Source organism: Actinomadura sp. HBU206391, from assembly GCF_014323665.1.
GTDB lineage: Bacteria > Actinomycetota > Actinomycetes > Streptosporangiales > Streptosporangiaceae > Actinomadura_C.
The window spans coordinates 1-26,529 of record NZ_JABVEB010000046.1 but is presented as its reverse complement, the minus strand read 5'-3'; the positions used below and the strand labels follow the sequence as shown (position 1 = coordinate 26,529).

Below are 26,529 nucleotides of genomic sequence, written 5' to 3'. Positions count from 1 at the left end.
GCAGCGATTATCGATGGTGCCGTCCTGGGAGGCCTGAACTGGCTGCTGATCAGGACCGGTGCCATCTATAGCCCCACATCGGCGGTTGTGGTGTTCAGCGTGGCCTACTTCCTCTACTACACGATTCAGCACGGCTTCGGAGGTCAGACCCTCGGCAACGCTTCTTGGGCATCAAGGTGATGAGCGTGAACTTCGAGGAGATCGGTTTGAGCACGGCGGCCTGGAGAATCGTGTTCTCAGGCCTTCTCTCGGTCCCCACCCTTGGAATCGGTGGGATTGTCGACTCCGCATGGATCCTTTGGGATTCGGACAAGCAGGCCCTGCGCGACAAGGCGGCCCGCACGTGGGTTGTGCGGCTGGACCAGGGAGATGCGGATCCATACGGCTCGTCCGACCCTTACCTGCAGCGGTAGCCCGGGGGTACACCGACGTCACGAATGGTGAGCGGATTGCGCGTTGCGTCCTCGCGGTGCGTGAGGTTGCCGGGGCCATCCGGCGGCGCTGCCGGCGTCTTGGGCCGGTCGTATCGGCCCGAGTGAGTGGCCGTACAACACGTGCGCAAATCTCATGGCAGCGAAAGGCAGCGCCATGGCAGTCAGAGCGCAGCGCTTCACGGCACGACGGCAGAGTTCCGGCAGTGCGGCACGGGATTCTCGTCATAAGTCGATCGCGCGGATATGGGCGAGAGAAACCGGGCCAATCCCTCTTGGAGGCGGAACTCCCGAGAACGGCCGGTTGACCAAGAAGAGTCGTTCGTTGTCGGGAGTTCCGCTGCCCGGTCGATGTGGGCGCCGCGAAGTCGAGGTGATCCACGGCGCTTCACGTCATGCGACGTCGTACCAGGGCTTGTGGGCGGCCCAGTGCTCGACCCACCCGGCGAATCCGGGATCGGCGGTGGTGAAGCCGAACTCGGCGCCGAAGGGAACGGCGCCTTCGCCGCAGAACGATCGAGCCGTGATCGAAGACTTGGTCAAGGGCCGCGTCGACCTCCTCTTGCGGCCGCGGGTCGTCGTCTCCCTCCCACAGCCACGCCTTGGTCAAGGGAAAGGGCTGAGCCAACACGCGCTCAGGACGGGAGTCTCCCCAGTCGTCTGGCAGGTCGGCCAGCGGTATGAGCCCGTAGTCCGCCGGCCCCGACGAGGATCCGTTGCAGATCTACGCGACAAAGCTCCGATAGGGCTCGGGGAGCACGATGCCGTGCTCGGCCTCGAAGGCATGCACCGCGTCCCAACCCAGAGGCGGTTCGCACGAGTCGGTATCGAAGACCGCGCGAAGAGCGTCGAGGTCAGCGGGTTGAGCGTGATCGGCATCCATACGCCCATGAATATCACCACGCGCTGACACCGCGTGCCGCCGAATCATCAGTCCGGAAACGGCCGTCGCACCACGACGGAGAGGCCGGAATCGCGCCCTTCGGGCATCGGTGGCCTGCCCCTCGGCATGCCATCGCATGGGTGCCTACGGGCCCAGGCGATCTCGTGAGAATAGGCCCCGGGGCCCTCGTCGCCTGGCCGGGGTCACCGTAGTTTTCTCCCTCTGAACACATCCCCCACCGGCATCAGCAGAGGTGACTCGTATGACGGCCAGCCCTTCGCGGCCGGCACGCGCGTGTCACCGGGGCGGCGAAACCGGATCGGGCCCCGTCGAATACATCGCCGTCATCTTTCTCATCGCGTCCATCGCCGCGGTGGCAATCGTCAGCGGCGTCGGCGCCACCGTCGCCGGTGGTATCGAGACCGCGGTCTGCAGGGTGTACGCGAACGGGACCTGCCAGAGCGACGGTGCGCAGAACCGACGTGACGCGAAGGTCGGCACCGGTGCGGCGATGCACACCGAAGACTTGGTGCCGACCGCCGAAGAATGGGGCGGCAGGGGCACCGACCCGTTCAAGGCGCCGCCCCCTCCCACCGAGCAGGAGGTCGAGCGCGCCAAGGACGCCGCCGATGAGATCCGCGACCACATGCACGATGATTACTCCCTTTTCAAGCCCTGGACCTGGGGAACCACTAGGCCCCCCGCGGAGGTTCTCGCGGAGATGTCACCCGGCGAGCTCAACGCCCTGTTCGACGAGCTCACCGAGGAGGAGATCAGGGAGTTGCTCGCGATCCCATCGGTAGCGCGGTACATCCTCAGGCAGCGCGCCGATCTGTACCTGCTCCACCGGCTCGAGGACATCGCCCCGGACTCGATCGAACCGGATTTCGACGACGTGGACGAGTATCGGGGAACCAAAGATGTCGCCGTCGACTACGGCTATGTCAAGGACGCGACACTGTTCAACCAGCGCGGCGTGCCGGCCTTGACCGACGTCACCCAAGGGAGCCTTGATGATTGCTGGTGGATGGCGAGCCTGGGCGCCCTGGCGGACACCGAAGAAGGGGCCGAGCTCATCAAGGAGATGATCACTCAGAACCCCAACGGGACGTACACCGTCAGATTCGCGGACGGGGAGAAGGTCACCATCACGCCGTTCTTCCCGGTCAAGAAGGACGGCAGCCTTGCCTACGCGAACTCAGGCCAACCGCCGGTTCTGTGGCCTTTGGTCCTGGAGAAGGCATACGCCGAAAAGGGTGGCCCAAGAGAGATCGGCAACGGCCTGAAGATAACGAAAGAAGGCGGGTACGAGGAAATTTCCAGAGGTTTCCCCAGTGAGGCCATGAAGACCCTCACCGGACGACCCAGCACCACCTATCAAGCCGGCCAGATCAGCGCATCTGAACTCAGGGGTTGGCTTGACAACGGCCTCGCCGTCACGGCCGACACCAGGGCGGCGAAGGACATAGCGGGATACCAGGCTTACGACCCCCGCGTGGTCGCTGCCCACAGCTACACCGTCGTCGGCACCGCCCAAGACGGCACGGTGTTCGTGCGGAACCCATGGGGCGGCCCCAATGCGGTGGTCGCCTTCACCATGGAGGAGTTCAACTGGTTCTTCGCCAGGGTGGCAACGAACCCGGTCCGCTGAGGGAGGATGGTCTCATGTTCGGCTGCGGTCTTCGCTTCACGCGTGTGATCGTCGTGGTCTCCGCGCTGGTCCTGCCGATGGCCACCGCTTGCGGTGACTCCGATGAGGGCAGGGAGGGGGGATCGGCTGTGGAGAGCGCTCGTCGGCCTTTGCGCACCGCACAGCCGGTGCCGACCGGCAGACCCCAGAAGCAGACCGTGAACATCGAACGAGGCACCACCGGGTACGTCGGTGGGCTACGGCTTGGAGTCATGGCCGCCGCGAACGGCAGAGGCATCGTCGCCGTGCTGGCCGGCCCCGAAGTCCCCGAGAAGGCCGACTGGACGGTGAGCGGCAGGGCCGGGTTCAGCAAGAGGCTGGCCAATGGTTACCGGGTCACCCTCGACAAGGTCTTCGACGCCGAAGGCGAGTCCGACCAGGTCGGCTCCGACGGCGCATCGGTCACCGTCACCGTCACACCACCGAACTGACATCGCCATGCAAGATCGCTGGCACGCCCTTCGGCGGCTGTACGACTAGATTGTCGGCGTGGCGATGGATTTGACCGGCGAGTGATGGCGCGGTAATTCCGCCGCCGATATCTGACACCCGAACCCGCCAGAGATCACATCCCCCGCCGTGATCATGCAGTTGTACGCGCCGGTGGCGGGCGAACCAGGGCGAATAACTGCATGATCACGGCGGGGTTTAGGGGACGACCCGGCCGGCAAGCCACTGGAACAGGTCCGCCCGATCCGTGACGACATCGACGCCCGCGTGCGGCGACTGCTCATCGAGCTGTTCCCTGCCCGCTGACGTGTCGTGGTCGCCGGTGCCGCCGCCTCCAGCGCGCGACGGTCACGCATCCCAGCAGTGGCCCCCACAGCAGCAGTGGCGCGTAGGCGGCGACGGCGAGCAGGCCCCGCCAGTCGTGGAAGTTCAGCGGAAAGTCGTCACCGAGCGGGCGACCGTGGACGTCCCGCCCGAGGACCGTGGTGACCGCCGCCAGCGTCCACATGAGTGTCAGGGCGGCGGCGCCGACGGCGGCGGGGACGACGGCCGCGAGCGTCGGTACTCTCCTGCCGCGCAGGCCAGGGACCCAGGACGGGAACGCCTCCCCCCACGCGCAGATCAGCCCGATGGCGGTGAACGCCAGCAGTTCGGAGAGGATCGACAGCACGACCACGTACAGCTCCATGGGAAGCCATGACGGGACGTCTCCAGACCCCGGCTCGCCGTGGGCGATCGGCGCATGGAAGGTGACCGCCGCGATGCGCCAGACGCTGGACGGCAGCACCGTGAACGGGATGGCGTAGGCGGCGATCCGCGCCCAGCGGGGCACTCCGGCCAGCGGGGTGTGAGCGGCCGCCCAGGCGGCGCGGAGCCGCCCGGGCAGTGGCGCTTCGGTGAGAGTGGTCATGTGCAGTCCTCCGGGACACGCGGCATCGCCCGCCTTCTTGTGTTCCGAAGATCGCAGTCACGCCGGGTCGTGCTCATCACCCGCCGGACCGAACCGGATCCCCCGCGCGGGGGGACCCGGTAAAGAGCCAGATCACCCCTCCCCGGTGTTCAGCATCTCCTCGACCACCATGGTTCGCGTGGATCGGCATAGGAGTCCGGGATCGTGCGCGAGCGGTAGAGCTCATCGAGCGGATGGACTCGTTGCCGGAGTTCACGCGACGCCGGCGGCGGCAGCCCGTTCAGGGCCTGTTCCAGCGTCCCGCGGGGGTGAGGTTCGGTGGGACAGCACTCCTGGATCCCGCAGCCCTGAGCCCACGGAGCCGTGAGGCCGCGGGCCGGTCCGTGAACAGTGTTACTCCAGCGTGTCATCGCGTCGGCGACGGCTCCCGGCCACAGGCGGGTGTCCTCGAGCCTTGCGATTTCGCTCTGCGTGCGCGCCGACACACCAGGAACAATCTTTCTGCCCTGTACCGGTCGAAGCCGACGTGACAGGTCGGCGCGCGCCTGACCAGGCCGCCTACGCGGCATGGGCCTTTCGGGTCGATGTCATGCCGGCCATCCTCCCAAAGGAGGCCGTAGCGATCAATCGTGTCCATCCCCGTTGAAGGCCATATTGAAGGCGTCCTCCGCGTCGTGCAGCGAGCCCTGCATCCGGTAGCAGTGCGCGGTCAGCTCGACGTCGACCGGTTGGACGGGCGGGCGCGAACGTGCAGGCGTTCGCCCTGGGGTCCGAAAAGGCTCAGGACCTCCGCCGGCTCGGGGCCGGGGTTGCCGAACCAGTGCGGGACGTGGGTGTCGAACTCCGCCACCTCTCCCGCCGTGAGGATCACGTCGTGCTCGCCGAGCATGAGGCGCAGCCGTCCGGACAGGACGTAGAGCCACTCGTACCCCTCGTGGACCTGCGGTTCCGGCTCGCAGTCCGGCCAGCGCGGAGGAATGATCTGCTTGTAGGCCTGGAGACCGCCGGGGCGGCGGGTGAGCGGAATGAACGTCATACCGTTCCGGATGATCGGGCGCGGGTGGATGCGCGGATCGCCGGTCGCGGGCGCGTCGACGAGTTCGTCAAGCGGCACCTGGTGGGCTCTGGCCAGCAGGAGCAGGAGTTCCAGGGTGGGCCGGCGCTGACCGGACTCGAGGCGCGACAGGGTGCTGACCGAGATCCCGGTGGTCCCGGACAGCTGCGCCAAGGTCGCGCCGCGCTTCTGGCGCAGGGCCCGCAGCCGGGGGCCCACGGCCTCCAGAACGTCGTCGAGGGCAGGAGCGTCATCGTCCATGGGTACCGATTTTGCCATCTCGGCAACACCGCTTGTCGAACCAACGGCAATCCGATGTTCGACCATCGCTCTGAATGATCTTGAGCGCTCCCAGGGGGCAAGGAGGCGTACGGCTGCACCAGGCCGGTGAGGGCACTGCCGCAGGCGTCCCGGCACCTCACGGTCGGCTCGTTCCGGTGAACGCGCTGATGGCGCGGCCCGCCCGTTCGGCGATCGCGCCCAGGTGCTCGGCCAGTTCCGGAGGGCCGAGCAGGGTGTAGTCCATGGGCAGGAGCGCGATGCGGTAGGCCAGGTATCGCAGCGAGTCGGCATGGGTGTGCAGCCGGCACGAGCGGTCGTCGACCGGCTCGAGCACCCCATGTGAGGCGGGGACGAGCTCGGTGGCCGCTTCGATGGGCACATGCAGTAGCAAGCGGGATCGGGCGTCGCCGTAACCCGACAGCGACTCCATCACCCAGGTCGCGGCATCGGTGCCACCGGGCAGGTCGCGGCCGGGAACGCGGACGCCGGTGCGGTGCACCTCGGTGATCCGGTCCACCCGGAAGGTGCGCCAGTCGGCGCGGTTCTCGTCGAACGCCACCAGGTACCAGCGGCGACCCGAAGCCACCAGCCGATGCGGCTCCACCAGGCGCCGCGTCATCTCGCCGTCTCCCTTGGTGTAGGCGAAGCGGACCTTCTCGTGCGCCACGCACGCGGCGGCGACCGAGGCGAGGACGTCGGCGTCGGCGGCCGGGCCGTCCCTCGGCGGCAGGGTGACGGCCGCCTCCGACAGCGTCGTCACCCGGTGGCGCAGCCGTACGGGAAGAACCTGCTCCAACTTGGCCAGGGCGCGCAGCGAGGTGTCCTCGATGCCGGTGATGGCAGCGGAGGCGGCGGTGCGCAGGCCGATGGCGACGGCGATCGCCTCCTCGTCCTCCAGCACCAGCGGCGGCATGGCCGCCCCGGCGGTCAGCCGGTAGCCGCCGGTGTTGCCCTGGGTGGCGCGCACCGGATAGCCCAGCTCGCGCAGCCGGTCGACGTCGCGCCGGATCGTACGGGGAGTGACGCCCAGCCGGCCGGCGAGCTCGGTGCCCGACCACTCGCGCGGGGTCTGCAGCAAGGACAGCAGTTGAAGCAGCCGGCCGGATGGATCGCGCATGAGTTTCATCCTGCCCGACTAATAGGACGTTCAGTGACCTATTGCCCGCCTACGGTCGTGACATCGGCCGGATGAGTCCGGCCGGGATCGCCATCCGACGCAGTGAAGGGAACACACATGTTGCGAGGACTCACGACCGTCAATTACTGGGCCGACGACCTGGCGGCGGCGACGAAGTGGTACGCGGAACTGCTCGGCGTCGACCCGTACTTCGAACGCCCCGGGAACGGTCTGCCCGCCGCGTACATCGAGTTCCGGATCGGCGACTACCAGCACGAGCTCGGCCTGATCGACAGCCGGTACCAGCCCGGCGGTCAGGAGGCCGGTCCCGGCGGTGTCGTCGTGTACTGGCACGTCGACGATGTGCCGGCGGCTCTCGAAAGGCTGCTGTCCATGGGAGCGAAGGAGCACGAGGCGCCCGCCGACCGCGGCAAGGGGTTCATCACCGCTTCGGTGGTCGACCCGTTCGGCAACATCCTCGGCATCATGTACAACCCGCACTATCTTGAGGTCCTGGCCACGACCACGGCCGCGTGACCCGCGCGCCGCGCGACCCGCGCCCCGTGCCGGGTACGGCACCACCACGGCGGAGGCACTGGGGTTCGGGAGCCGAGCACGGCTCCCGAACCCCAGGGCCGGGACGAGCGGAATGACGGGGTCGCGCAGCGGGCCCGAGCGCTACCTCGAAGGCTTCTGCGCCACCTTGTCGGTGATCGCCAGTTTGAGGGTGGCCACGTTGTAGAGCACGGTGCCCTGCTTCATGGAGCTGACCGGGCGCCTCGGCGGCCTCGGCGTAACCGAGCCCCTCCCAGACCACAACGCGAGGATCTCCTGGTCGGCCTGCGACAGGGCCTTGATCGAGTCGATCACCTGGCGCATCTGGTGCTCGGCTTCGAGGCGGGCGGAGGCCGCCGCGTCGGTCTGTTACCGAGCCGGTGAACGGACCGGCCGAAGCCTGGGGCCTCGCCGGAACGGAGGGCGGAGCTGAGCCAGGGCATCCGCGCCGATCTGGAGGCGGGAGCCGGCCTTCTCTCGAGGGAGGGCGGCGTCATCAGGAGCCCGCCGAGGTCGAGGTGGGGATGGTCGCTCGCCGAGAAGGAGTGCTGCGCCCAGGCGGAGCGGCTGCTCGATCCGGCCGGGCCGGTGGTGCTGCGCAGAGTCGGATTCGACCTGGCCGAGGCCGCGATGTGCCAGTGGCGCGCGGCACCTGCGCGCCTGGCCGCTGCGTGCGCCGAAGTGCTCAGAACGGGGCCGCCCGAACTTCGCGGCCGGGCGGCCGATGTCAGGCCGCTCGTGGCCTCGGCACGGTCCTTCCTCGCGTGACACCCGTGTCTGGAGCCATGCGCCCGATCCTCACCTGGCTGGCCGAACACGACGGACTGACCGAACGTCAGGCCATGCAGCTCCGGAGCCTGGCCGGTCGCGCGGGCTTCCAGGCACGTGTGGGGGCCGCGCTCTGGCGCCATGCCGGCGACGAGGTGCTGCCCTTTCTGCGAGAGGCGCCTCGCCGCGATCGTCAGGGCGCGTGATCGCATCGCCGGGAATTGAGCACCATATGTCGTACATCGCAGATTTCCCGACTCAATGTCGCCGGATGCCCGACGCCGCTACCTTGGCCGACGACATTGGTCAGACGTTCAACCCGGAGGGATCGCATGGGGTTCTCTCACACCCTTGTGGCCGTACGTGACCTGTCGCCGGACGAGGCGGCGGCCCGGCTCGGCAGGTCACCGAGCGGCGAGACGACCGACCTCGAGACCGCCACGACCGGGGAGACGCCGGGCTGGTGCGTGAGTGCGCCGATCGACGGCTGGACCTTCCTTGTGGACAAGGGCACGGGCCTGCTCACCGATGAGGACGGGCTCGCGCGGCTCAGCGCCGGCACCCGGCTGCTCACTTTCTTCGTCGAGGAGCACGTCATGGCGTTCGGCACCACGTGCTGGACGGACGGCGCGTACGCGTGGGAGGTCCTGGCCCAGGACGGTGACCTGTACGTCATCGGGGACCCGCCGCCGTTCGGCGAACTGGTGAGCGGCTTTCGGGAGGGTCCCGGCGTGGTGGCTGCCCTCGACGAGGTGACCGCTCCGCCGCCAGAGATGTGGGAGGAGCTCGGCTTCGACGGGAACGCCCGGCCGAGCGCCCGCGCGGCCGCCCTGGGCCTGGCCGTGCGCCGGGCCGAGCCCGCCGAGGAGACCTCTTACCACCAGCCCGCCGTAGAGATCTTCGCCCGGCTGACCGGCCACGTCTACGACCGTGCCGGCGCGCTGCACGACGTCGAACTCCAGGTACTCGGCCCGGCGCTCGTGACCCCGGAGGAGACGGTCCGATGAGCGTGTCGATCTACTACCGTGCCGAGCGCCCGCGTCAGCTCGACGAGGATGAACTGACGGCGGTCGACCGGCTGATCGCGGAATGGGACACTGATCGGTTTTGCGAGGCGGGCGGTGAGTCCTTCTGCGTCTATGACCGCGAAGGTCTGCGCGAAGGCGAGGTGTTCGCCGGTGCCACGAAGCTGCCGGGCGACATGGAGGTCGTGCTCGAGGCCATCGACCACTGGATCTCGGTCCTCGGCATGATCCGGCAACAGGTGCCCGACGCGAACTGGAATGTGTCCGTCGACCACCACACCCTGATCTGGGACGAGGAGACACAGGAGTACGACTTCGCCCGGTGAGCCGGCCCGGTCGCGGGTGACCGCCCCCGGACCTCGCAGCCCTTGACCCCGGACCCAGACCCGGTTCGGATTTGGGTCCGGATTTGGGTCCGTAGGCCCTGGGATCAGCCTGGACGTGGTGTTTCAGTCTTCTGTCCGTAGTGCCTTGGGGAAGGCGGCCGTGTGCGTGACGGGCGCAATCGTGGCTAGGGGACGACCGGCTATCTCACGGTGATTCTGCTGGTCGCTGCCGTCGTGGCGGGGATCTCGGTGGTGGCGGTTCCGAGCACCGTCACCTCGGGGATCAGTAATGCGCTCTGCCGGGTGCCGGGCGGTGAGGAATGCGCCGGTGCGGACAAGAGCGCCGGTCCCTCCGCGTCCGCAACGCCGGGCACGGTGTCGGGCGCGGCCCCGGGGGCCACGCCACAGGGGGTGCCGACGCTGCCGGGCTCGGCCGAGCAGCAGGCCTACGACCTGGCCAGGCTGGATGCCGACTCCGCCGATCGGGCGGTCCAGGGGGCGGAGCGCGAGTTCTCCGCGTTCCAGGGCGAGCTGATCACGTTCCTCGAGGAGCTGATCGGGCTGACGGCCGCCAAGAAATGCCTGGGGCGATTCGAGATCATGGCGTGCATCGAGTCCGCAGCCGATCTGATCCCGTGGGGGAAGGCCTTCAAGCTGCTGCGGAAGCTGCCCAAGGCCTACAAGCTGGTGCAGCGGTTCATGGATCTCTGGGAAAAGATCTCGGGGGCGCGCGAGAAGCGCGAGCGGGCGGCGAAGGCGCTTCGGGAGGCCGGGGCCAAGCTCAAGAAGAAGGCCGACGAGACCAGGAAGAGGAATCCGCCGTTGGCGTGTGCGGTGGGGCCGGGGCGACGCAACAGCTTCGTCCCCGGCACACCCGTACTCATGGCGACCGGGACCCACAAGCCGATCGAGAGGATACGGATCGACGACCGGGTGTGGGCGTCCGACTCGGTGACCGGTCTAGGCGGGCCGCGTCCGGTGACCGGCCTGATCACGGGGTACGGGACCAAGCACCTGGTCGACGTCACCGTCGGCGGGCGGGGCGTCGCTGACGGCGCCACCGCCGTCGTGACCGCGACCGACGAACATCCGTTCTGGGTCGCCGGCACCCGCACCTGGACGAGGGCGGAGGACCTCGCCCCCGGCGACCGGCTCACCATCGCGGGCGGTGGCAGCGTCGCTGTGGTCTCCACCAGGGAGTACGACCGCGTCCAACGGGTCCACAACCTCACCGTCGGCGGCCTGCACACCTACCATGTCGGCGCGGGCCTCGTTGATCTGCTCGTCCATAACGACTGCGAGAAAGAGCTTCCGAATCGGGAGTCCACCTTCAAACAGACGCAAGAGGTCAAGAGCGCCGCGGCCAGAGGCGTCCGCGCCGTGACCCTCGCCGACGGGGCGGGCATGGATGCCCTTCACCGGGCCCTCAACGGGGCGACCGACTTCAAATGGGCGATAGTTCCCAATGGGCGTGGCGGTATGGAACTGCGGGTCGCGCCGGCGTACTGGAAGGGTTCGGGCCCCGGAGACCTGCCCGACATAGAGATCGCGCACACGGTTCTGGCCGGCGTGGATGGTAAGGTTTTCGCGGCCGGATCGGGGAACTTCATGGGCGACATGTTGTTCATCAACAATCACAGTGGTCATTTCAAACCCGGCGCGTCCACCCTTCCGCTCGGAGAAGAGTTCTTCCGGCGAGCGGGGATCGACTCGATCGCCATACCCGTACCCGGCTCGTAGGAAAGGCCCGTGAACCAGTCAGGCGTCCCAGAGATCCCCGCGAGTCCTGCTCCGCACGACATCGCCGAACTGCTGGCGCGCGAGACCCTCCCGACCGGAGAACTCAACTGGTGGCTCGCGGTCTTCGCCACCTGCAACGGCGGTCTCCTGGCCATCGAGCAGGGCGACGAGTCCGCGAGAGACTGGGCGGAGGTCTACCTGGACGCGCTGGACAAGGCCCGCCAGACCGGCGGGATCGGGCTACCGGAGACGCTCTGGCGCAAGATACTCGTCGTTCAGATGATGGTCCATTATGACGGGGCGTCCGCGGGCGACCGGGTGCGAGATCCGGAAAGGGTTTTTGCGGAATTCCTGGAGGATGTGGGCGTTTCCCGGGAATCTGTACTGGCGGAGTACCGAGAAGTCATGGCGACGGCCAAGAACGGCGGCCTCGCCAAACTACGCGCCGATCCGGCACTGCTGAGAAGGATCGAATGGCTGACGGGTGTGCGGCGAGCCGCCGGCGGGCTATGCGGCATCGCCGGCCACATCTCGGACCCGGATATGCGAGAACAGGCCAGGCTGTGGTGTGCGGCGAGCGCCGCGCTGGCGTGAACTCCCTCGAGCGCGCCCGGCTGCGGGCGACCCGTCACGGGTCCCGGCCGACCCGATGCCGGGTATCCCGCGGGCGACCAGCAGGATGGGTTCGTGCAGATCACGTACGCGACCCGCGCGGCGCCCGGGCTACCGAACGAGGACCATGTCGTCGCCGGGCCGGACTGGGTGGTGGTGGTCGACGGCGCGACCGCCGTGCCCGGGCTCGACACCGGCTGCGTGCACTCGGTGGTCTGGCTGGTCCGCAACCTCGCGGGCGCCCTCGCCGTGCGGCTCACGACGGAGCCGGAGGCCGACCTGCGGGAACTGCTCGCCGCCGCGATCAAGACGACCTGCGAGGCCCACGCCGGCAGCTGTGATCTGACCAATCCCGACAGCCCGTCGGCGACCCTCACGATGCTGCGGCGCAGAGGGGACGAGCTCGACTGGCTGGTCCTCGCCGACTCTCCGCTGGTGCTCGACGTGAACGGGCGGATCGAGGTCATCATCGACGACCGGGTCGCCCGGCTGCCCGGCTACACCGTCGAGGCCGTACGGGCGGCGCGCAACGACCCGGACGGCTTCTGGGTCGCCGGCGCCTGTCCGGAGGCCGCGTACGAGGCGATCACGGGCGCGCTGCCCGTGACGAGCGTGCGGCGCGCCGGGCTGTTCAGCGACGGGGCGTCCCGCCTCGTCGAGTTGTTCGGGCTGCTGGACTGGCATGGCCTGCTCGACGAGCTCGACGGTGCCGGGCCGGTCGAGTTGATCAGGCGTACGCGGGCCGCCGAACAGGCGGCGATCGAGGCGGGGCGGGACTTGAGGCGGGGCAAGCCGTACGACGACGCGACCGCGGCCCTGGTGACCTTCGAGCGCTGAGAGGCGGGCACACGGGGCGTCTCGGCGGGCACGGGAGTGTCTCGGGGGCTCTGGGGCGAGACGCGCCCGCGCCCGGCTCATCAGGGCAGCAGGACCCCGCCGAGCTCCGCCCGCCGGTTGCCGACGCCGAGGGTTCCGGCGTTGAAGGCCAGGACACCGTCGGCCGTCAGGCCGTCGGCACCACCGCGCAGGACCCAGACGGCGCCGTCATCGGCGTTCTCGCCGGATGCGCCCGCCAGCAGGTCCGCCATGCCGTCGCCGGTGACGTCGGCCAGGGACGCCTTCTGCCCGAATCGGTCGTTCATCTCCGAGGTCCCCGGCATCCCTGTGCTGTCCTGGCCGAACATCTGCGCGCGCTCGGCGGTGACACCGGTCGTGGTGCCGTAGAGCACGGTCACCGCTCCGGTGTCGCTCTCAGTGCCGACGTTCTCGCCGGGCGCGCCGACGACCACCTCGGCGTGTCCGTCACGATCGGTGTCGCCCACGCCGACGCTCGCGCCGAACTGATCACCCGACTCGCTCGCATCGGGGATGTCCGGCGAATCCTGGTTGATGACCTGCGCCGCGGTGAACATGGCCTCGCTGCCGGTCCCGTGGAAGATCCGGACCTCCCCGCCGCCGTCGGGGCCGTACGCGTCGCCTGCGACCAGGTCGGCCCTGCCGTCGCCGTTGACGTCCCCGGCGGCGAGGCTTCCTCTCACCGTGACGTCGTCGTCGGACCAATCTGGGCGGCCACCGTTCCCAGGACGGCCGCGGAACGAACTCCCATGTTGCCCTCCTTTGTTATGCAAAGTTACAAATGGGAGACGTATTGCTGATAAGGCTGGTTTACCGGTTTATCACCCGTGATGCTCCGATGTCCGCATGTGGACGGTCGCATGAGCGCTGAACGGCGGGCACGGGAGCGTCTCGATGGTCACTGGAGGAGTGAGACGCCCCCGTGCCCGCCTTCTCAGGGACGGTGCTCTGCTTTTCAGGGAAGCAGGACACCGCCGAGCTGTGCCCGTCGGCCGCTTACGCCCAGGGTTCCGGAGTTGAACGCCAGGACTCCCGCCGTCGTCAGGCCGGTGGAGGAGCCGCGCACGATCCAGATGGCGCCCTCGTCGGTGTTCTCACCGGGTGAGCCCGCGATGAGGTCCGCCTTCCCGTCGCCGTTGACGTCGGCCAGGGACGCCGCCTGCCCGAACCGGTCGCCCGCCTCCGCGCTCCCCGGCATCTCGGCGCTGTCCTGGCCGAGCATCTGGGAGCCCTCGAAGGCGAGACCGTGGGACGCGCCGTAGAGGACGGTCACCGCCCCGGCGTTGCTGACGGTGCCGACGTCCTCGCCGGGGGCTCCGATGACGACATCGTCCTTGTAGTCGCCGTTGACGTCGCCGGCGCCGAGGGACGCGCCGAACGCGTCACCCTGCTCGCCCGTGCCGGGGATGTCCGTCGAGTCCTGGGTGATCACCTGCGCTCTTTCGAACCCGGTCCCGGTCGCCAGGTAGGTCCGCACCTCGCCGGTGCCGTCCGAGCCGTAGGAGTCGCCGACGAACAGATCGACTCTGGCGTCGTCGTCGACGTCCCCGGCGGCGAGGGCGCCTCGCACGGTCGCGTTGCCGTCGGACCAGAACGGTGTGGAGCTCAGACCCGTGGCCGTCCCCTTGTAGGCGTTGAGGCGCGTGAAGTAGTCGTCACCACCGCCGATGGGCACCGAAAAGACCGAGAACGCGACGTCGCCGTAGCCGTCGCCGGTGAAATCGGCCGCGGCCAGCTGGACGTGGACGTTCTCGCTCTCGCCGAATCCGACGTGGGTCCTCGTGCCGGTCAGCGAGCCTGTGGACAGCCCGCGGTAGATCGTGAAGCCCGCGTAGTCGCCGACCGCCAGGTCGGGTGTGCCGCTGTGGTCGACGTCCGCGGTCGCGAGCGTCACCCCGATACCGCCGCCGAGGTCCTCGGCGAAGGACACGGCCCGGCTGGACAGCCCGCTCGGGCCCCCGTAGACGAGGGTGACCCGGCCGCCGGCGAGCGGGTCACCGAAGCCGTCCTCGCCCGGAGCGCCGATGGCGAGATCGGCGTAGCCGTCCCGGTCGAAGTCGGCCGACGCCAGAGCCGTACCGAAACGATCCGAGTCCTCCGAGTCGCCGGGGACGCCCGCACTGCTCTGGCTGATCACCTGGCGCCGCGCGGTGTCAGGCCCGGACGTGCCGCCGTAGACGATGGTCACGAACCCGGCCTGGACCGAACCGACCATGCCGTTCGGGCTACCGGTGGCGATGTCGCGGCGGCCGTCGCCGTTGAAGTCCCCGGGCGCGGCCGGAGCTGCGGCCGCGGAGACATGCGGTGCGGTCAGCCCGAGGGCGAGGGCGGTCACCGTGCCCATGACGGCTGCGGAACGCATTCTCATGCAGGTCCCCCTTTGTGAGTGGAAAGTTACAAAGGATGACGTTCCGCGGCCGCGATGGGTTTACCGATTCGTTACCCCTACATGATCGAGGACCTCGCGCGGATCGGCCGTCCCGGCCGCCGGCGGAGGGGCCGGTTCGGCCCGGCCGTATTCGATTTCGCGCCGGGCCCGGGCTCCGTGTATGGTTGCCTCGCGCGCACGTCGCAAGCCCCTTTAGCTCAGTCGGCAGAGCGTCTCCATGGTAAGGAGAAGGTCTACGGTTCGATTCCGTAAAGGGGCTCCAGCAGAGTCAGAGGCCGTTCCCCCGGCGGGGGTGACGGCCTCTTCGTATTGGGCCGACAGGCCCCCGGCGGGATCCCGACGAACTCGGTCGAACCCGCCTGAACCTTTTTCCGACGCCGTGCGTACCACCTGATGTCGCCACCACACAGGCGACGCGGAGAGGTAACAGGTCCGGAAGCCCGCGGGTCGGCCCCGCTGACACCGCCCGCGGGCTCCGGACCCTCTCCCGGAGATCCCGCAGGTCAGGCCTTTGACACCGAGTCTGATCCAGCGCATCGTTGAGTGAAGACCGCAACACACCCGCGGGTATGCGGCAGCCGTTCGGCACATCGTGATCGATCGGGGCGGGCAGGGCGTGATCCGAGGTGGCGCCATGGCAGCGCAGGTAGTGCAATGCGGCGACTGCGGCCGGAAGAACCGGGTTCCCGCGATCGCCGACGGCGTCCCGCAATGCGGCGATTGCCACCACCCACTCCCGTGGATCGCCGAGGCCGGAGACGAGACCTTCGGTGAGGTCGTCGAGAAGGCCACGATTCCCGTGCTGATCGACTTCTGGGCCCCCTGGTGCGGGCCCTGCCGCATGGTGACTCCAATGCTGGAGCGCCTGGCGAAGGAATTCGGCGGCCGGGTGAAACTCGTCAAGATCAACGTCGATCTGGCCCCCCGGCTGGCGCAGCGGTTCGACGTCCAGGCCGTCCCCACCCTCATGGTCACCCATCGCGGAGAAGTCATTGCGCGCGAGTCGGGCGCCGCGGCGGAACCCGGCCTTCGTCAATGGATCGAGGGAGCTCTCCGCAAGGCGGGCGAACCGGCGCAGGGGAGAGGCCGCTAGCGAGAACGCCGCCCACGGCATCGTATCCGTGACCACACAGGCCCCTCAGGACCGAGGCGTCGGCCAGGGCACCTTCGAGGTGAGGTATTCTTGCCTGTCGATGGCAATCGCCGTCGATCGCGTGACCGCCCCATGGCATGGGGTGGCAGCGTGGGGAGCCTTCTAGGCGCTGCCGAGGCTGTGAACCGCGAACCAGCCGGCGCAAGCCGGGAATCTCCGGCACGCCGGGGAGGATGCCAAGGCGGAGTAGCTCAGTCAGGCAGAGCAAGCGGCTCATAATCGCTGTGTCGCCGGTTCAAGTCCGGCCTCCGCTACCACCTCGTCGTTCCACCCCGGTGGACCGGCAAGGTCGTCCATGTCCCTCGCCCAGAAAGGCACTCCATCGTGGCTGCCACTGACGTACGGCCGAAGATCACGCTGGCCTGCCAGGAGTGCAAGCACCGCAACTACATCACGCGGAAGAACCGGCGCAACGACCCGGACCGCTTGGAGCTCAAGAAGTACTGCCCCAACTGCCGGACGCACCGAGCCCACCGGGAAACCCGCTAAAGCTTGCTTTGACGCATCCAGCCCGTACTCGCGCAGACCCGCGGGGACGGGCTGAACGTCGTTCTGTTACGGTCGCGCCCAGAAGCACCGGAGGGACGGAATGCATGGCACTCAACCGTGATTTCATCGGGCGGACGTTTCCGCCCAGCGAGCCGTACGAGGTCAGCCGGGTGAAGATCCGGGAGTTCGCGGACGCCATCGGCGACCCGAACCCGATCTACCGGGACATCGACGCCGCCAAGGCCGAGGGGCACCCCGACGTCCTCGCCCCGCCGACGTTCCCCATCGTGATCTCCCTCGGCTCGCCGGCGCTGGCCGATCCCGAACTCGGGTTGAACTACGCCATGGTCGTACACGGCCAGCAGAGCTTCTCCTACACGCGTCCGGTCCACGCCGGGGACGTCCTCGTCTGCGAGGCGACCATCACCGACATCCGGGCGGCCGGCCGCAACGAGCGGATGGACGTCAAGACGGAGATCAAGACCGTCGAGGGCGAGCTGGTCTGCACCGCCTACAACGTGATCGTCGAGCGCCCGGCCTAAGGAGACCCACCGATGACCGCCAAGGTGAACTACGACGACGTCGAGGTCGGCACCGAGATCCCCGCGCAGACCTACCCGGTGTCCCGGCTCAATCTGGTGATGTACGCGGGCGCCTCTGGAGACTTCAACCCCATCCACTGGAACGAGCGGATCGCCAAGTCCGTGGGCCTTCCCGACGTGATCGCGCACGGGATGTTCACGATGGCCGAGGCCGGACGGTTCGTCACGGACTGGGTCGGCGACCCCGGCGCGATCGTCGACTACGGCGTACGGTTCTCCGCGCCGGTCGTGGTGACCGACGAAGAGGGCGCCGCGATCGAGGTCAGCGGCAAGATCCAGGAGAAGCTCGACGACAACCGGGTCATCGTGGCGCTGACCGCACGCTCGGCCGAGCAGAAGGTGCTCACCCAGGCCAGGGCCACCGTCCGCCTCGCCTGATCTCGCTGGAGTGGATGACCCCGCATGCTCGCTGAACAGGTGAACCTGGCCGGCTACACCACCTTGCGGCTGGGCGGCCCGGCCCGGCGGTTCGTCGAGGCGGCCACGCAGGACGAGCTCATCGCGGCCGTCCGCGCGGCCGACCAGCGGGCCGAGCCGCTGCTGGTCTTCGGCGGCGGCAGCAACCTCGTGGTCTCCGACGAAGGTTTCGCCGGCACGGTCGTGCACGTCGCCACCCGCGGCGTCGAGGCACTGCCCGGAGGCCGGGTACGGGTCCAGGCGGGCGAGGAGTGGGAGCCCTTCGTCGCCCGCTGCGTCGAGGAGGGCCTGGCCGGCGTCGAGTGCCTGTCCGGCATCCCCGGCCGGGTCGGCGCGACCCCGATCCAGAACGTCGGGGCGTACGGTCAGGAGGTCAGCGAGACCATCACCGAGGTACGGGTGTACGACCGGGCCACCGGAGAGACGGCCGCGTTGGATCCGGCGGCGTGCGGGTTCGTCTACCGGGGCAGTGTGTTCAAGGGCTCTGACCGCCATGTCGTCCTGGACGTGACGTTCGCGCTCGATCGCGCCAAGGAGTCCCGGCCGGTCCGCTACGCCGAACTTGCCGCGCGGCTGGGGACGTCGGTCGGCGGCCGGGTGCCGCTACAGGACGCACGCGAGGCCGTGCTGGAGCTACGCCGTGGCAAGGGCATGGTGCTCGACCCGGCCGATCCCGACACCCGCAGCGCCGGGTCGTTCTTCACCAACCCGATCCTGGAGCCCGCCGCGCTCGCCGACCTCGAACGGCGGGTCGCCGAGCGGCTCGGAGCCGACGTCGCGTTCCCGCGTTACCCCGAGACCGGAGGCCGCACGAAGACCTCCGCAGCCTGGCTGATCGATCGCGCCGGATTCGCCAAGGGCCACAGGCGCGGGCCGATGCGGATCTCCACCAAGCACACTCTGGCGCTCACCAACCCCGACGGCGGCCGCACCGAGGACCTCCTCGCCCTCGCCCGCGAGGTGCGTGACGGCGTCCGCGCGGTGTTCGGCGTGGAACTGGTCAACGAGCCCGTCCTCGTAGGCGTGTCCCTCTAGCTGGTAGGTTTGCGCACGTCGAAGGGGAGTAGTCCCAATCGCGCGGTCGACATACTGGCGGTTCTCGTGTTCCGCCCGGTCGCGCGGGCCCGCTCTGCGGGCGGACGAGACCTTCGGCCCGGTGGTCATGCCGGGCCGAGGTCGCATTCCCAGCCCCTCCGCCCGGTGACGGAGCGGAAGGGACACAGTGTCGGCTTTCTTTCTCAGCCTTGTCGTGATCTTCGTAGCCGAGCTCGGCGACAAGAGCCAGCTCATGGCGATGACCTTCGCCACGCGGTTCCGTACGTGGTCGGTGCTCATCGGCATCACCATCGCCACCGCGGTCGTCCACCTCGCGAGCGTGGTCCTCGGCGCGGCTCTCGGTGCGGCGCTGCCCACCGGCCCGATCTCCATCCTCGCCGGCCTGGCGTTCTTCGGTTTCGCGGCCTGGACGTTGCGCGGCGACGAGCTGAGCGAGGGCGAGCGGAGCAAGGTCGACCGGGCCGGAGGAGCGGCGATCCTCGCCGTCGGCGTGGCGTTCTTCCTCGCCGAACTCGGCGACAAGACGATGCTCGCCACGGTCACGCTCGCGGCTGAGAACGGCGGGGTGGCAGGGCTGATCGGCGTCTGGGCGGGGTCGACGATCGGCATGGTCGTGGCCGACGCGCTCGCCATCGTCGTGGGCCGGGTGCTCGGCAGGCGGCTGCCGGAACGGGTGATCCGGATCGGGGCGACCGCGTCCTTCGCGCTCTTCGGCGTGCTGCTGCTCGTCGAGGGGATCAGGGCGGTGTGACCCTCACCGGCCGGCCGGTCCGCCGGGCGCGAGCCAGGCGTCGATCTGATCCAGCAGTTCCTTCCGGACATCGACGGGTGCGGCCGAGCCGCGGATCGAGTATCGGGCCAGTTCCGCGATCTCGGCGTCGGAGAATTCGTAGACCTCCCTGGCCAGTTCGTACTGCCGGGCCAGCCGGGAACCGAACAGCAGGGGGTCGTCGGCGCCCAGCGCGATCGGCGCACCCGCCTCGAACAGCTCCCGCACCGGCACGTCGGCCGCGGTCTGCACCACCCCGAGCCCCACGTTCGAGGACGGGCACACCTCGAGCGTCACGCCCCGGGCGACGATCTTCTCGAGCAGGCGGGGGTCCTCGACGGCGCGCACCCCGTGCCCGATGCGGTCGGCGCCCAGTGTGTCGACGCACTCGCGCACGCTGCCCGGCCCGAGCAGCTCACCGCCGTGCGGGGTCGACAGCAGCCCGCCGCGGCTCGCGATCCGGAACGCGCCCTCGAAGTCGTACGCCCGCCCGCGCCGCTCGTCGTTGGACAGGCCGAACCCGACCACCCCCCGGCCCGCGTGACCTACGGCGAGCCGGGCCAGGGTCTTGGCGTCGAGCGGATGCCTCGTGCGGTTCGCCGCGATGATCACACCGATGCCGACGCCGGTGGCCGCCTCGGCCTCCCTGGCGGCGTCGAGCACGAGCTCGACGGTGGGGGTGAGGCCGCCGAACCGCGACGCGTAGCCGCTCGGATCGACCTGGATCTCCAGCCATTGAGAGCCCTCGGCCGCCTCGTCCTCCGCGGTCTCGCGCAGCAGGCGGCGTACGTCGGCGGGCTCGCGCAGCACCGAACGGGCGATGTCGTACAGCCGCTGGAACCGGAACCAGCCACGCTCGTCCGTGGCGTGCAGCTCCGGGGGCCAGCCCCCCACGAGCGCCTCCGGCAGGTGCACCCCGCGTTCGGCGGCGAGCTCGACCAGCGTCGAGTGCCGCATGGACCCGGTGAAGTGCAGGTGCAGGTGGGCCTTGGGCAGCGCGATGAGCGATCTCGGCCGCGCTGGGACGGGAGGGGCTTTCATGACCTAATCCTGCCGCATCGCCGCTGATGGGGCCGCACGGGCGCGCGGATCCAAACTTTTCTGAAGTTGCGTGCAACCCTCTGTGCGACTCGTGCGTATTTGTCGGGCGCAGAAGGGCTACCGCGAAGAAAGGCAAACCCCGATGAAGATGCTCACGATCGTCTTGGCAGCGACCGCCACGGCGGGCACTGTGGCGGCCGGCGGCGCGGCGATCGCGCTCACCGCGAACGACGAGAAGGCCCCTTCGAACCCCGTCGCCGCCAACGTGGCCGCGCCGTCGCCGAAGGTGTCCGTCCCGGCGACGCTTCCCGTGGACCCGACGAAGTGCGTGCAACTGCCCGAGGGGCACCTGCCCGACACGTCGAAGGTCGACCTCAGGAAGCTGAAGGGCGCCGAGCTCGAGAAGCTGAAGGCCAAGCTCGAGGTGGAGTGGCTGAAGTCCAAGCTCCCCGTGGACGAGCACGCGGCCCTGCCCGTCAACGGCGCCGAGGCGGTCAAGTCCGGCCACGCCAAGCCCGCCGACCCCAAGGCCGTCAAGGAGGCCGTGAACAAGGCCGTGGCGCGGCTGCACGCCGGCGTTCCGGCCTGCCTGCCGTCCCTGCCCCACAAGCCGGGCGACATCAAGGACCTCCCGGCAGGTGTTCCGGCCGTGCTGCCGACCGACATCCCGCGGCTGCCGAAGTTCTCCTGTGACAGCGTGACCCCCGTGGTCAAGGTGGGCGGTTCCGTCGAGCAGCAGATCACCGCGAAGACCGGACTGAAGTTCGTTTCGAAGAAGACCCGCACGATCACGGTCAAGGGGCGGAAGATCTGTGTGATGACCCAGCGGTGGTCGGGTCCGCTGGGCCAGTGGATGGAGGTCGAGCGGATCAAGGGTGAGGTGAACGTGGAGCAGCTGCGCCAGACGCTGCGGCTCCCGAACGCCGAGGCCGTGACGCTGGGCCGCGACATCTACTGGCGGTCCCCGCTCGCGGGCGCGCCGGGCACCGGCATCATGTGGGCTCCCGCACCTGGAGTCGTCGACTACGTGAGTGGCGGCCTCGCCCTGCAGCCCCGCCTGCAGCAGATCGCCATGCGGCTTCACGAAGTGAAGTGAGTTGACTCCGCGGGCGGCTCCGCGCGGTGGAGCCGCCCGCGGACCGAACGGTCCCCAGCGGCGGACGGCATCGAGGCGGGCGGTCAGGTGTGAGGCGGCGAGATGATGGGTCCTTTGTCGAGTTCGTGGCGGCGCGGGGCAACGCCTTGATGCGAACCGCGCTGTTGATGTGCGGTACACGGCAGGACGCGGAGGACATCTTGCAGACCGCGCTGGAGAAGGCCTATCGGCACTGGGGACGGCTAGACCCGGACAGCGACCCCGAGCCGTACGTTCGGCGGATCCTGGTCAACCAGATCATCAGCCGGGCGCGCCGGTGGAAGGTGCTGCGGGAGATCCACGTCGCCAAGACGCCCGAGGTGCCGGCCCCGTCGGAGACGCATTCTCTCGAACTGCGCGGCACGCTCATGGAGGAGCTGCGCCGACTCGGGCCACGTCAGCGGGCGGTGCTCGTCCTGCGCTACTGGGAGGACATGTCAGAGATGGAGACGGCGGAGGTGCTCGGCTGCTCGGTCGGCACCGTCAAGAGCCAGGCGTCCCGGGGTCTCGCCAGACTCCGGGAACGGCTTGGCGCGAACCTGGCGCTGCTGGGGAGGTGAGCGATGGATCTCGAGAAGGAACTTAGGCAGGCCATGGCTGAGCACGTGGCCGAGGCGTCGGCTCCGTCGTCGCTCGTCACCGACGTACGCCGTCGGCACCGGCGCCGGGTCACGCGAATCCGCACGACGGTCGGCGTGGCCGCGGCGGCCGTTGTGGCGATCGCGGCGCTGCCCGCCGCCGATTTCTTCGACATCGGGGCCGCCGCCCCCGTGGGGGCACCTACCACCGCCAGTAAGGGGCCGGCCGCGCCGCCGCCGGGCTCGCAGCAGCCGCTCGGCCCGGGCACGCCCGACCCGCGGACCTCCTCGGGCGAGCCACGGGCAGGGGCGACGGTGAAGCCGTCGGCAACGCCGCCGCACCGCCGCGGAGGGCCGTCCGGCGGAGTGATCCCCCCGGTCGTCGACTGGCTGGCCTATCTGCCGTCAGGGCTGCGGGCGGTCGGTCCGTGCGCCGACGAACGCTCGGAGACCCGGCGGACGATCATCTGCCGGTGGACCGGACCGGCGGGCACGCTCGAAGTGCGGCTCCACAGCGGCTCGGGGCTCACCAAGCCCGAGGACGTCTTCGCCCTCTCAGCGGTGCCGAAATACACCTCGGTGCGGGGTCAGCGGGCGATCACCCTGGAGCGGACGCTCGCCGGAGGCGCGGGCAGCCTGGTCATGTGGATCGACCATCCCGGCTCGGGGGTGACCGTGAGCGTCAGCCCCTCACTGCGCACCCAGCTCATGCGGATCGCCGAGGGCGTCCACGCGCCTTCCTGAGGGAAGCAGGGGGAACGAGGCCGCCCGCCCACGGGTGCACGTGAACGGGCGGCCTCGCCGCGCATGCGTCTCGGCGCGCGGTCAGCTCGCCTCGGACAGCAGCTTGGCCATCCGGCTGACGCCCTCGGCGAGATCCTCGTCACCGAGGGCGTACGACAGCCGGAAGTAGCCCGGCGTCCCGAACGCCTCGCCCGGCACCACGGCCACCTCGGCCTCCTCGAGGACGAGTTCGGCCAGCTCCACCGAGGTCTGCGGCCGGCGTCCCCGGATCTGCCTGCCGAGCAGCTCCTTGACCGAGGGATACACGTAGAAGGCGCCCTGCGGCTCCGGGCACAGCACGCCGGGGATGTCATTGAGCATCCGGACGATGGTCTGACGGCGCCGGTCGAAGGCCGAACGCATCTCCTCTACCGCCGACAGGTCGCCGCTGACCGCCGTGAGCGCCGCGGCCTGCGCGACGTTGCAGACGTTGGAGGTGGCGTGCGACTGCAGGTTCTGCGCCGCCTTGACCACGTCCGCCGGGCCGATCAGCCAGCCCACCCGCCAGCCGGTCATCGCGTAGGTCTTGGCCACGCCGTTCAGCACGACCGTGCGGTCGGCCATCTCCGGCACCACGACCGGCAGGGAGTGGAAGCTCGCGTCCCCGTACACCAGGTGCTCGTAGATCTCGTCGGTGACGACCCACAGGTCGTGCTCGGCGGCCCACCGGCCGATGGCCTCGACCTGGTCACGGGTGTAGACGCCGCCGGTCGGGTTGGACGGCGAGCACAGCAGCAGCACCTTGGTACGGCCGGTACGGGCCGCCTCGAGCTGCTCGACCGAGACCAGATAGCCGCTGGTCTCATCGGTCAGCACCTCGACGGGCACCCCTCCGGCCAGCTTGATCGACTCTGGATAGGTGGTCCAGTAGGGGGCGGGCAGCAGCACCTCGTCGCCCGGGTCGAGCAGCGCGGCGAACGCCTCGTACACGGCCTGCTTGCCGCCGTTGGTGACGAGCACCTGGGACGGCTCGACCACGAGGCCGGAGTCGCGCTCGGTCTTCTCGGCGATCGCCGCGCGCAACTCGGGCAGCCCGCCCGCCGGCGTGTACTTGTGGAACCTGGGGACCCGGCAGGCCGTCACGGCCGCCTCGACGATGTAGTCGGGGGTGGGGAAGTCGGGCTCGCCGGCGCCGAACCCGATCACCGGTCGCCCGGCCGCCTTCAGTGCCTTGGCCTTGGCGTCCACGGCCAGCGTGGCGGACTCTGATATGGCGGCGATGCGTTCGGAGATTCGACTCATGCCCTCCATCGTCCCAGACCTTCTACCTCGGGTTCAGCCGGATATCGAGCCTGGGGGCGGGGCCAGCGGAAATCGCCTGGTTCGACGTCGGGGTGGTTCGCCAACTACACTGCTCCACCTAGTGGTGAGTTTCGGCGTGCGACGGCGTCACACGCGGGTATCGCCACGGCCCGGCCCAGGAGCTACTAAGGTCGGGGAGTCGAAGGGCAGTAGCTCAATTGGCCAGAGTCCCGGTCTCCAAAACCGGTGGTTGGGGGTTCGAGTCCCTCCTGCCCTGCGGAGTGCGGTGCGTGCACGTGGTCACGCCTACAGTGGGCATGTAAAGACCACGAAGTGGTTGACGACCAATGAAGTGAACGGCGGCACAGATGGCGACTGAGATCCGCGGCGAGTCCGCGACCGAGGACAAAGGCAAGCCCGCCCGCAGTAAGCGGACGACGCCTCCCCTGTTCGTGCGCCAAGTGGCCGCCGAGCTGCGGAAGGTCATCTGGCCGACCCGCAAGGAGCTCATCACCTACACGGCGGTCTCCTTGGTCTTCGTGTTGATCATGGTCGCGATCGTCTCGGCCCTGGACTGGGCGTTGCAGAAGGGGATCTTCGCGATCTTCGGCTGATCCCCGGCCGGTCCGGCCGCACAACACCAATTTCGAACGAGAGAAAGAGTCACTGTGTCCGAGTCCCCACAGCGCCACGACGAGGCCCTCGACGAGGCCCAGTCGGCGGAGGCGGCTGCGCTCGAGCCGGAGGAGACGTCCGCCGAGCTCGCCGCCGATGACGAGGCGGGGGCGGGCCCGGACGAGGGAGGCGGCGAGGAGCGGCCCTCCGCCGAAGCGGACGCGTCCGCTGAAGAGGAGCCCTCCGCCGACGCGGAGCCCGAGATCGAGATCGACCCGCTCATGGAGTTCAAGACCCAGCTCCGGCTCCAGCCGGGCGACTGGTACGTCGTGCACTCCTACGCGGGCTACGAGAACCGGGTGAAGACCAACATCGAGACCCGCACCCAGTCGCTCAACATGGAGGACTACATCTTCCAGGTCGAGGTGCCGCAGCACGAGGTCACCGAGATCAAGGGCGGCAAGCGGCAGAAGGTCAACGAGAAGGTCCTGCCGGGCTACATCCTCGTCCGCATGGAGCTCACCGACGAGTCCTGGGCGGCCGTGCGCAACACGCCTGGAGTCACCGGCTTCGTCGGGCTGTCCAGCAAGCCGTCGCCGCTGAGCATCCAAGAGGTCGCCAACCTGCTCGCTCCGGAGCCGGAGGAGCAGGCCAAGGCCAAGGAGGCCGCCAAGGTCGCCGCGACCGTCGACTTCGAGGTCGGCGAGTCGGTCACGGTCATGGACGGTCCCTTCGCGACGCTGCCCGCCACGGTCAACGAGATCAACGCCGACACCCAGAAGCTCAAGGTGCTCGTCTCGATCTTCGGCCGCGAGACCCCCGTCGAGCTGTCCTTCACCCAGGTCTCGAAGATCTAGCGATAGTCTTGTGACCGTCCCCGCGCAGGCGGGGCGGTCCAGCCCGCCGCGAACCGTGATCGTCAAGCTCCGGTCGACGGCGGTCCCCGCTCAGGCGGGGTCAAGGGTCCCAACATCCGGGTTCACGTTCCGGCCATGGGTGTTGCCCGCGGATGCGGGAGTCGGGACCGAAACGAACAGGAACGAAGGGAAGGCGTCATGCCTCCGCGGAAGAAGAAGATCAACGCGGTCGTCAAGGTCCAGCTTCAGGCCGGCCAGGCGACCCCCGCACCGCCCGTCGGTACCGCTCTCGGTCCGCACGGCGTGAACATCATGGACTTCTGCAAGCAGTACAACGCTGCCACGGAGTCCCAGCGCGGCAACGTGATCCCCGTAGAGATCACCATCTACGAGGACCGCTCGTTCACCTTCATCACCAAGACCCCGCCGGCCGCGCAGCTCATCCTCAAGGCCGCCGGTGTCGAGAAGGGCAGCGGCGAGCCGCACAAGACCAAGGTCGGTTCGGTCACCGCGGCCCAGGTCCGCGAGATCGCCCAGACCAAGATGCCCGACCTCAACGCCAATGACCTCGCCGCCGCCGAGAAGATCGTCGCCGGCACCGCCCGCTCCATGGGCATCGAGGTCAAGTAACACCTCAAGAGACCCGCGAGGGGCGCCGCGCTGTCTGGACTGAGGAGCGCACGAGCACGAGGAACGAGTGCTCGT

32 protein-coding genes and 3 tRNA genes are annotated in these 26,529 nt (G+C 69.0%); 25 read left to right on the top strand and 10 right to left on the bottom strand.

Annotated elements, in window-relative coordinates; all coding sequences use genetic code 11:
- Positions 1-185: 185 nt before the first annotated feature.
- Positions 186-413: a hypothetical protein gene (locus tag HKK72_RS16755; protein ID WP_187235307.1), complete on the top strand. Its 228-nt coding sequence runs from the start codon at positions 186-188 to the stop codon at positions 411-413.
- 411 nt (positions 414-824) lie between these two features.
- Here HKK72_RS16755 and HKK72_RS39875 read toward each other — a convergent pair whose 3' ends face one another.
- Both HKK72_RS39875 and HKK72_RS39870 read right to left on the bottom strand, forming a co-directional pair.
- On the bottom strand, positions 825-974 hold the full coding sequence (locus HKK72_RS39875) for a hypothetical protein (RefSeq protein ID WP_222720794.1): 150 nt from the start codon (positions 972-974) through the stop codon (positions 825-827).
- Positions 975-1,155: 181 nt separating this feature from the next.
- Positions 1,156-1,314: a hypothetical protein gene (locus HKK72_RS39870; RefSeq protein ID WP_222720793.1), complete on the bottom strand. Its 159-nt coding sequence runs from the start codon at positions 1,312-1,314 to the stop codon at positions 1,156-1,158.
- Positions 1,315-1,576: 262 nt separating this feature from the next.
- On the opposite strand from HKK72_RS39870, the gene HKK72_RS16745 reads away from it, so the two are divergent.
- Both HKK72_RS16745 and HKK72_RS16740 read left to right on the top strand, forming a co-directional pair.
- Complete coding sequence (locus HKK72_RS16745) at positions 1,577-2,965, top strand: C2 family cysteine protease (RefSeq protein ID WP_187235306.1); 1,389 nt, start codon at positions 1,577-1,579, stop codon at positions 2,963-2,965.
- Between the two features lie 14 nt (positions 2,966-2,979).
- Positions 2,980-3,435, top strand: a complete 456-nt coding sequence (locus tag HKK72_RS16740; RefSeq protein WP_187235305.1) for a hypothetical protein — start codon at positions 2,980-2,982, stop codon at positions 3,433-3,435.
- Between the two features lie 299 nt (positions 3,436-3,734).
- Here HKK72_RS16740 and HKK72_RS16735 read toward each other — a convergent pair whose 3' ends face one another.
- The 3 genes from HKK72_RS16735 to HKK72_RS16725 all read right to left on the bottom strand — a co-directional run bounded on the left by HKK72_RS16735 (position 3,735) and on the right by HKK72_RS16725 (position 6,817).
- A complete protein-coding gene (locus HKK72_RS16735) occupies positions 3,735-4,364 on the bottom strand; it encodes a hypothetical protein (protein ID WP_187235304.1) in 630 nt (209 codons plus the stop codon).
- A 709-nt stretch (positions 4,365-5,073) separates the two neighbouring features.
- A complete protein-coding gene (locus HKK72_RS16730) occupies positions 5,074-5,679 on the bottom strand; it encodes a helix-turn-helix domain-containing protein (RefSeq protein WP_187235303.1) in 606 nt (201 codons plus the stop codon).
- 157 nt (positions 5,680-5,836) lie between these two features.
- On the bottom strand, positions 5,837-6,817 hold the full coding sequence (locus HKK72_RS16725; RefSeq protein WP_187235302.1) for a helix-turn-helix transcriptional regulator: 981 nt from the start codon (positions 6,815-6,817) through the stop codon (positions 5,837-5,839).
- A 117-nt stretch (positions 6,818-6,934) separates the two neighbouring features.
- On the opposite strand from HKK72_RS16725, the gene HKK72_RS16720 reads away from it, so the two are divergent.
- Complete coding sequence (locus HKK72_RS16720) at positions 6,935-7,354, top strand: VOC family protein (RefSeq protein WP_187235301.1); 420 nt, start codon at positions 6,935-6,937, stop codon at positions 7,352-7,354.
- 141 nt (positions 7,355-7,495) lie between these two features.
- On the opposite strand, the gene HKK72_RS16715 is transcribed toward HKK72_RS16720, so the two are convergent.
- Positions 7,496-7,696 (bottom strand): hypothetical protein, encoded by a 201-nt coding sequence (locus HKK72_RS16715; protein WP_187235300.1) that lies wholly within the window; start codon positions 7,694-7,696, stop codon positions 7,496-7,498.
- Positions 7,697-8,145: 449 nt separating this feature from the next.
- Here HKK72_RS16715 and HKK72_RS16710 point away from each other — a divergent pair, with 449 nt between their 5' ends.
- The 6 genes from HKK72_RS16710 to HKK72_RS16685 all read left to right on the top strand — a co-directional run bounded on the left by HKK72_RS16710 (position 8,146) and on the right by HKK72_RS16685 (position 12,680).
- The gene (locus HKK72_RS16710) at positions 8,146-8,346 is read left to right on the top strand and encodes a hypothetical protein (protein WP_187235299.1); all 201 of its coding nucleotides are present in this window, start codon (positions 8,146-8,148) and stop codon (positions 8,344-8,346) included.
- A 126-nt stretch (positions 8,347-8,472) separates the two neighbouring features.
- Positions 8,473-9,147 (top strand): hypothetical protein, encoded by a 675-nt coding sequence (locus HKK72_RS16705; RefSeq protein WP_187235298.1) that lies wholly within the window; start codon positions 8,473-8,475, stop codon positions 9,145-9,147.
- Positions 9,144-9,491 (top strand): hypothetical protein, encoded by a 348-nt coding sequence (locus HKK72_RS16700; protein ID WP_187235297.1) that lies wholly within the window; start codon positions 9,144-9,146, stop codon positions 9,489-9,491. The genes HKK72_RS16705 and HKK72_RS16700 overlap by 4 nt, the downstream gene beginning before the upstream one ends.
- Positions 9,492-9,701: 210 nt before the next feature.
- On the top strand, positions 9,702-11,231 hold the full coding sequence (locus tag HKK72_RS16695; protein ID WP_187235296.1) for a polymorphic toxin-type HINT domain-containing protein: 1,530 nt from the start codon (positions 9,702-9,704) through the stop codon (positions 11,229-11,231).
- Positions 11,232-11,240: 9 nt separating this feature from the next.
- Positions 11,241-11,825, top strand: a complete 585-nt coding sequence (locus tag HKK72_RS16690; protein WP_187235295.1) for a hypothetical protein — start codon at positions 11,241-11,243, stop codon at positions 11,823-11,825.
- Between the two features lie 93 nt (positions 11,826-11,918).
- Positions 11,919-12,680: a protein phosphatase 2C domain-containing protein gene (locus HKK72_RS16685; protein WP_187235294.1), complete on the top strand. Its 762-nt coding sequence runs from the start codon at positions 11,919-11,921 to the stop codon at positions 12,678-12,680.
- Between the two features lie 80 nt (positions 12,681-12,760).
- Here HKK72_RS16685 and HKK72_RS16680 read toward each other — a convergent pair whose 3' ends face one another.
- Together HKK72_RS16680 and HKK72_RS16675 are read right to left on the bottom strand one after the other, a co-directional pair.
- Complete coding sequence (locus HKK72_RS16680) at positions 12,761-13,381, bottom strand: FG-GAP and VCBS repeat-containing protein (RefSeq protein ID WP_187235293.1); 621 nt, start codon at positions 13,379-13,381, stop codon at positions 12,761-12,763.
- A 272-nt stretch (positions 13,382-13,653) separates the two neighbouring features.
- The gene (locus HKK72_RS16675; RefSeq protein ID WP_187235292.1) at positions 13,654-15,066 is read right to left on the bottom strand and encodes an FG-GAP-like repeat-containing protein; all 1,413 of its coding nucleotides are present in this window, start codon (positions 15,064-15,066) and stop codon (positions 13,654-13,656) included.
- A 207-nt stretch (positions 15,067-15,273) separates the two neighbouring features.
- On the opposite strand from HKK72_RS16675, the gene HKK72_RS16670 reads away from it, so the two are divergent.
- From HKK72_RS16670 to HKK72_RS16635, 8 genes are all read left to right on the top strand, one after another.
- Positions 15,274-15,349 (top strand) — tRNA-Thr (locus tag HKK72_RS16670).
- 372 nt (positions 15,350-15,721) lie between these two features.
- On the top strand, positions 15,722-16,180 hold the full coding sequence (gene trxA / locus HKK72_RS16665) for a thioredoxin (protein WP_187235291.1): 459 nt from the start codon (positions 15,722-15,724) through the stop codon (positions 16,178-16,180).
- A gap of 240 nt (positions 16,181-16,420) precedes the next feature.
- Positions 16,421-16,497, top strand: a tRNA-Met gene (locus HKK72_RS16660).
- 67 nt (positions 16,498-16,564) lie between these two features.
- Positions 16,565-16,729, top strand: coding sequence for a 50S ribosomal protein L33 (rpmG, locus tag HKK72_RS16655; protein ID WP_101786011.1), 165 nt, complete (start codon positions 16,565-16,567; stop codon positions 16,727-16,729).
- A 104-nt stretch (positions 16,730-16,833) separates the two neighbouring features.
- Positions 16,834-17,271, top strand: coding sequence for a MaoC family dehydratase N-terminal domain-containing protein (locus HKK72_RS16650; RefSeq protein ID WP_187235290.1), 438 nt, complete (start codon positions 16,834-16,836; stop codon positions 17,269-17,271).
- Between the two features lie 12 nt (positions 17,272-17,283).
- Entirely contained in the window at positions 17,284-17,709 is a 426-nt protein-coding gene (locus HKK72_RS16645) for a MaoC family dehydratase (protein WP_187235289.1), read from the top strand.
- Positions 17,710-17,733: 24 nt separating this feature from the next.
- Complete coding sequence (locus HKK72_RS16640) at positions 17,734-18,783, top strand: UDP-N-acetylmuramate dehydrogenase (RefSeq protein ID WP_187235288.1); 1,050 nt, start codon at positions 17,734-17,736, stop codon at positions 18,781-18,783.
- A 187-nt stretch (positions 18,784-18,970) separates the two neighbouring features.
- Complete coding sequence (locus HKK72_RS16635) at positions 18,971-19,555, top strand: TMEM165/GDT1 family protein (protein ID WP_187235287.1); 585 nt, start codon at positions 18,971-18,973, stop codon at positions 19,553-19,555.
- A 3-nt stretch (positions 19,556-19,558) separates the two neighbouring features.
- Here the strand turns inward: HKK72_RS16635 and HKK72_RS16630 are convergent, their stop codons facing one another.
- A complete protein-coding gene (locus HKK72_RS16630) occupies positions 19,559-20,614 on the bottom strand; it encodes an adenosine deaminase (RefSeq protein WP_187235286.1) in 1,056 nt (351 codons plus the stop codon).
- Positions 20,615-20,756: 142 nt separating this feature from the next.
- On the opposite strand from HKK72_RS16630, the gene HKK72_RS16625 reads away from it, so the two are divergent.
- The 3 genes from HKK72_RS16625 to HKK72_RS16615 all read left to right on the top strand — a co-directional run bounded on the left by HKK72_RS16625 (position 20,757) and on the right by HKK72_RS16615 (position 23,071).
- Positions 20,757-21,710 carry a hypothetical protein gene (locus HKK72_RS16625; protein WP_187235285.1) on the top strand — a complete coding sequence of 318 codons (954 nt, stop codon included), beginning with the start codon at positions 20,757-20,759 and terminating at the stop codon, positions 21,708-21,710.
- Between the two features lie 89 nt (positions 21,711-21,799).
- Positions 21,800-22,309, top strand: coding sequence for a SigE family RNA polymerase sigma factor (locus tag HKK72_RS16620; protein WP_187235284.1), 510 nt, complete (start codon positions 21,800-21,802; stop codon positions 22,307-22,309).
- A 33-nt stretch (positions 22,310-22,342) separates the two neighbouring features.
- Positions 22,343-23,071, top strand: a complete 729-nt coding sequence (locus HKK72_RS16615) for a hypothetical protein (RefSeq protein WP_187235283.1) — start codon at positions 22,343-22,345, stop codon at positions 23,069-23,071.
- Positions 23,072-23,152: 81 nt separating this feature from the next.
- On the opposite strand, the gene HKK72_RS16610 is transcribed toward HKK72_RS16615, so the two are convergent.
- Entirely contained in the window at positions 23,153-24,361 is a 1,209-nt protein-coding gene (locus HKK72_RS16610) for a pyridoxal phosphate-dependent aminotransferase (protein ID WP_410050310.1), read from the bottom strand.
- Positions 24,362-24,555: 194 nt separating this feature from the next.
- On the opposite strand from HKK72_RS16610, the gene HKK72_RS16605 reads away from it, so the two are divergent.
- The 4 genes from HKK72_RS16605 to rplK all read left to right on the top strand — a co-directional run bounded on the left by HKK72_RS16605 (position 24,556) and on the right by rplK (position 26,454).
- Positions 24,556-24,629 (top strand) — tRNA-Trp (locus HKK72_RS16605).
- Between the two features lie 91 nt (positions 24,630-24,720).
- Positions 24,721-24,966 (top strand): preprotein translocase subunit SecE, encoded by a 246-nt coding sequence (secE, locus tag HKK72_RS16600; RefSeq protein WP_187235281.1) that lies wholly within the window; start codon positions 24,721-24,723, stop codon positions 24,964-24,966.
- A 54-nt stretch (positions 24,967-25,020) separates the two neighbouring features.
- Positions 25,021-25,824, top strand: coding sequence for a transcription termination/antitermination protein NusG (gene nusG, locus HKK72_RS16595; protein ID WP_187235280.1), 804 nt, complete (start codon positions 25,021-25,023; stop codon positions 25,822-25,824).
- A 198-nt stretch (positions 25,825-26,022) separates the two neighbouring features.
- Complete coding sequence (rplK, locus tag HKK72_RS16590) at positions 26,023-26,454, top strand: 50S ribosomal protein L11 (RefSeq protein ID WP_187235279.1); 432 nt, start codon at positions 26,023-26,025, stop codon at positions 26,452-26,454.
- Positions 26,455-26,529 lie beyond the last annotated feature (75 nt).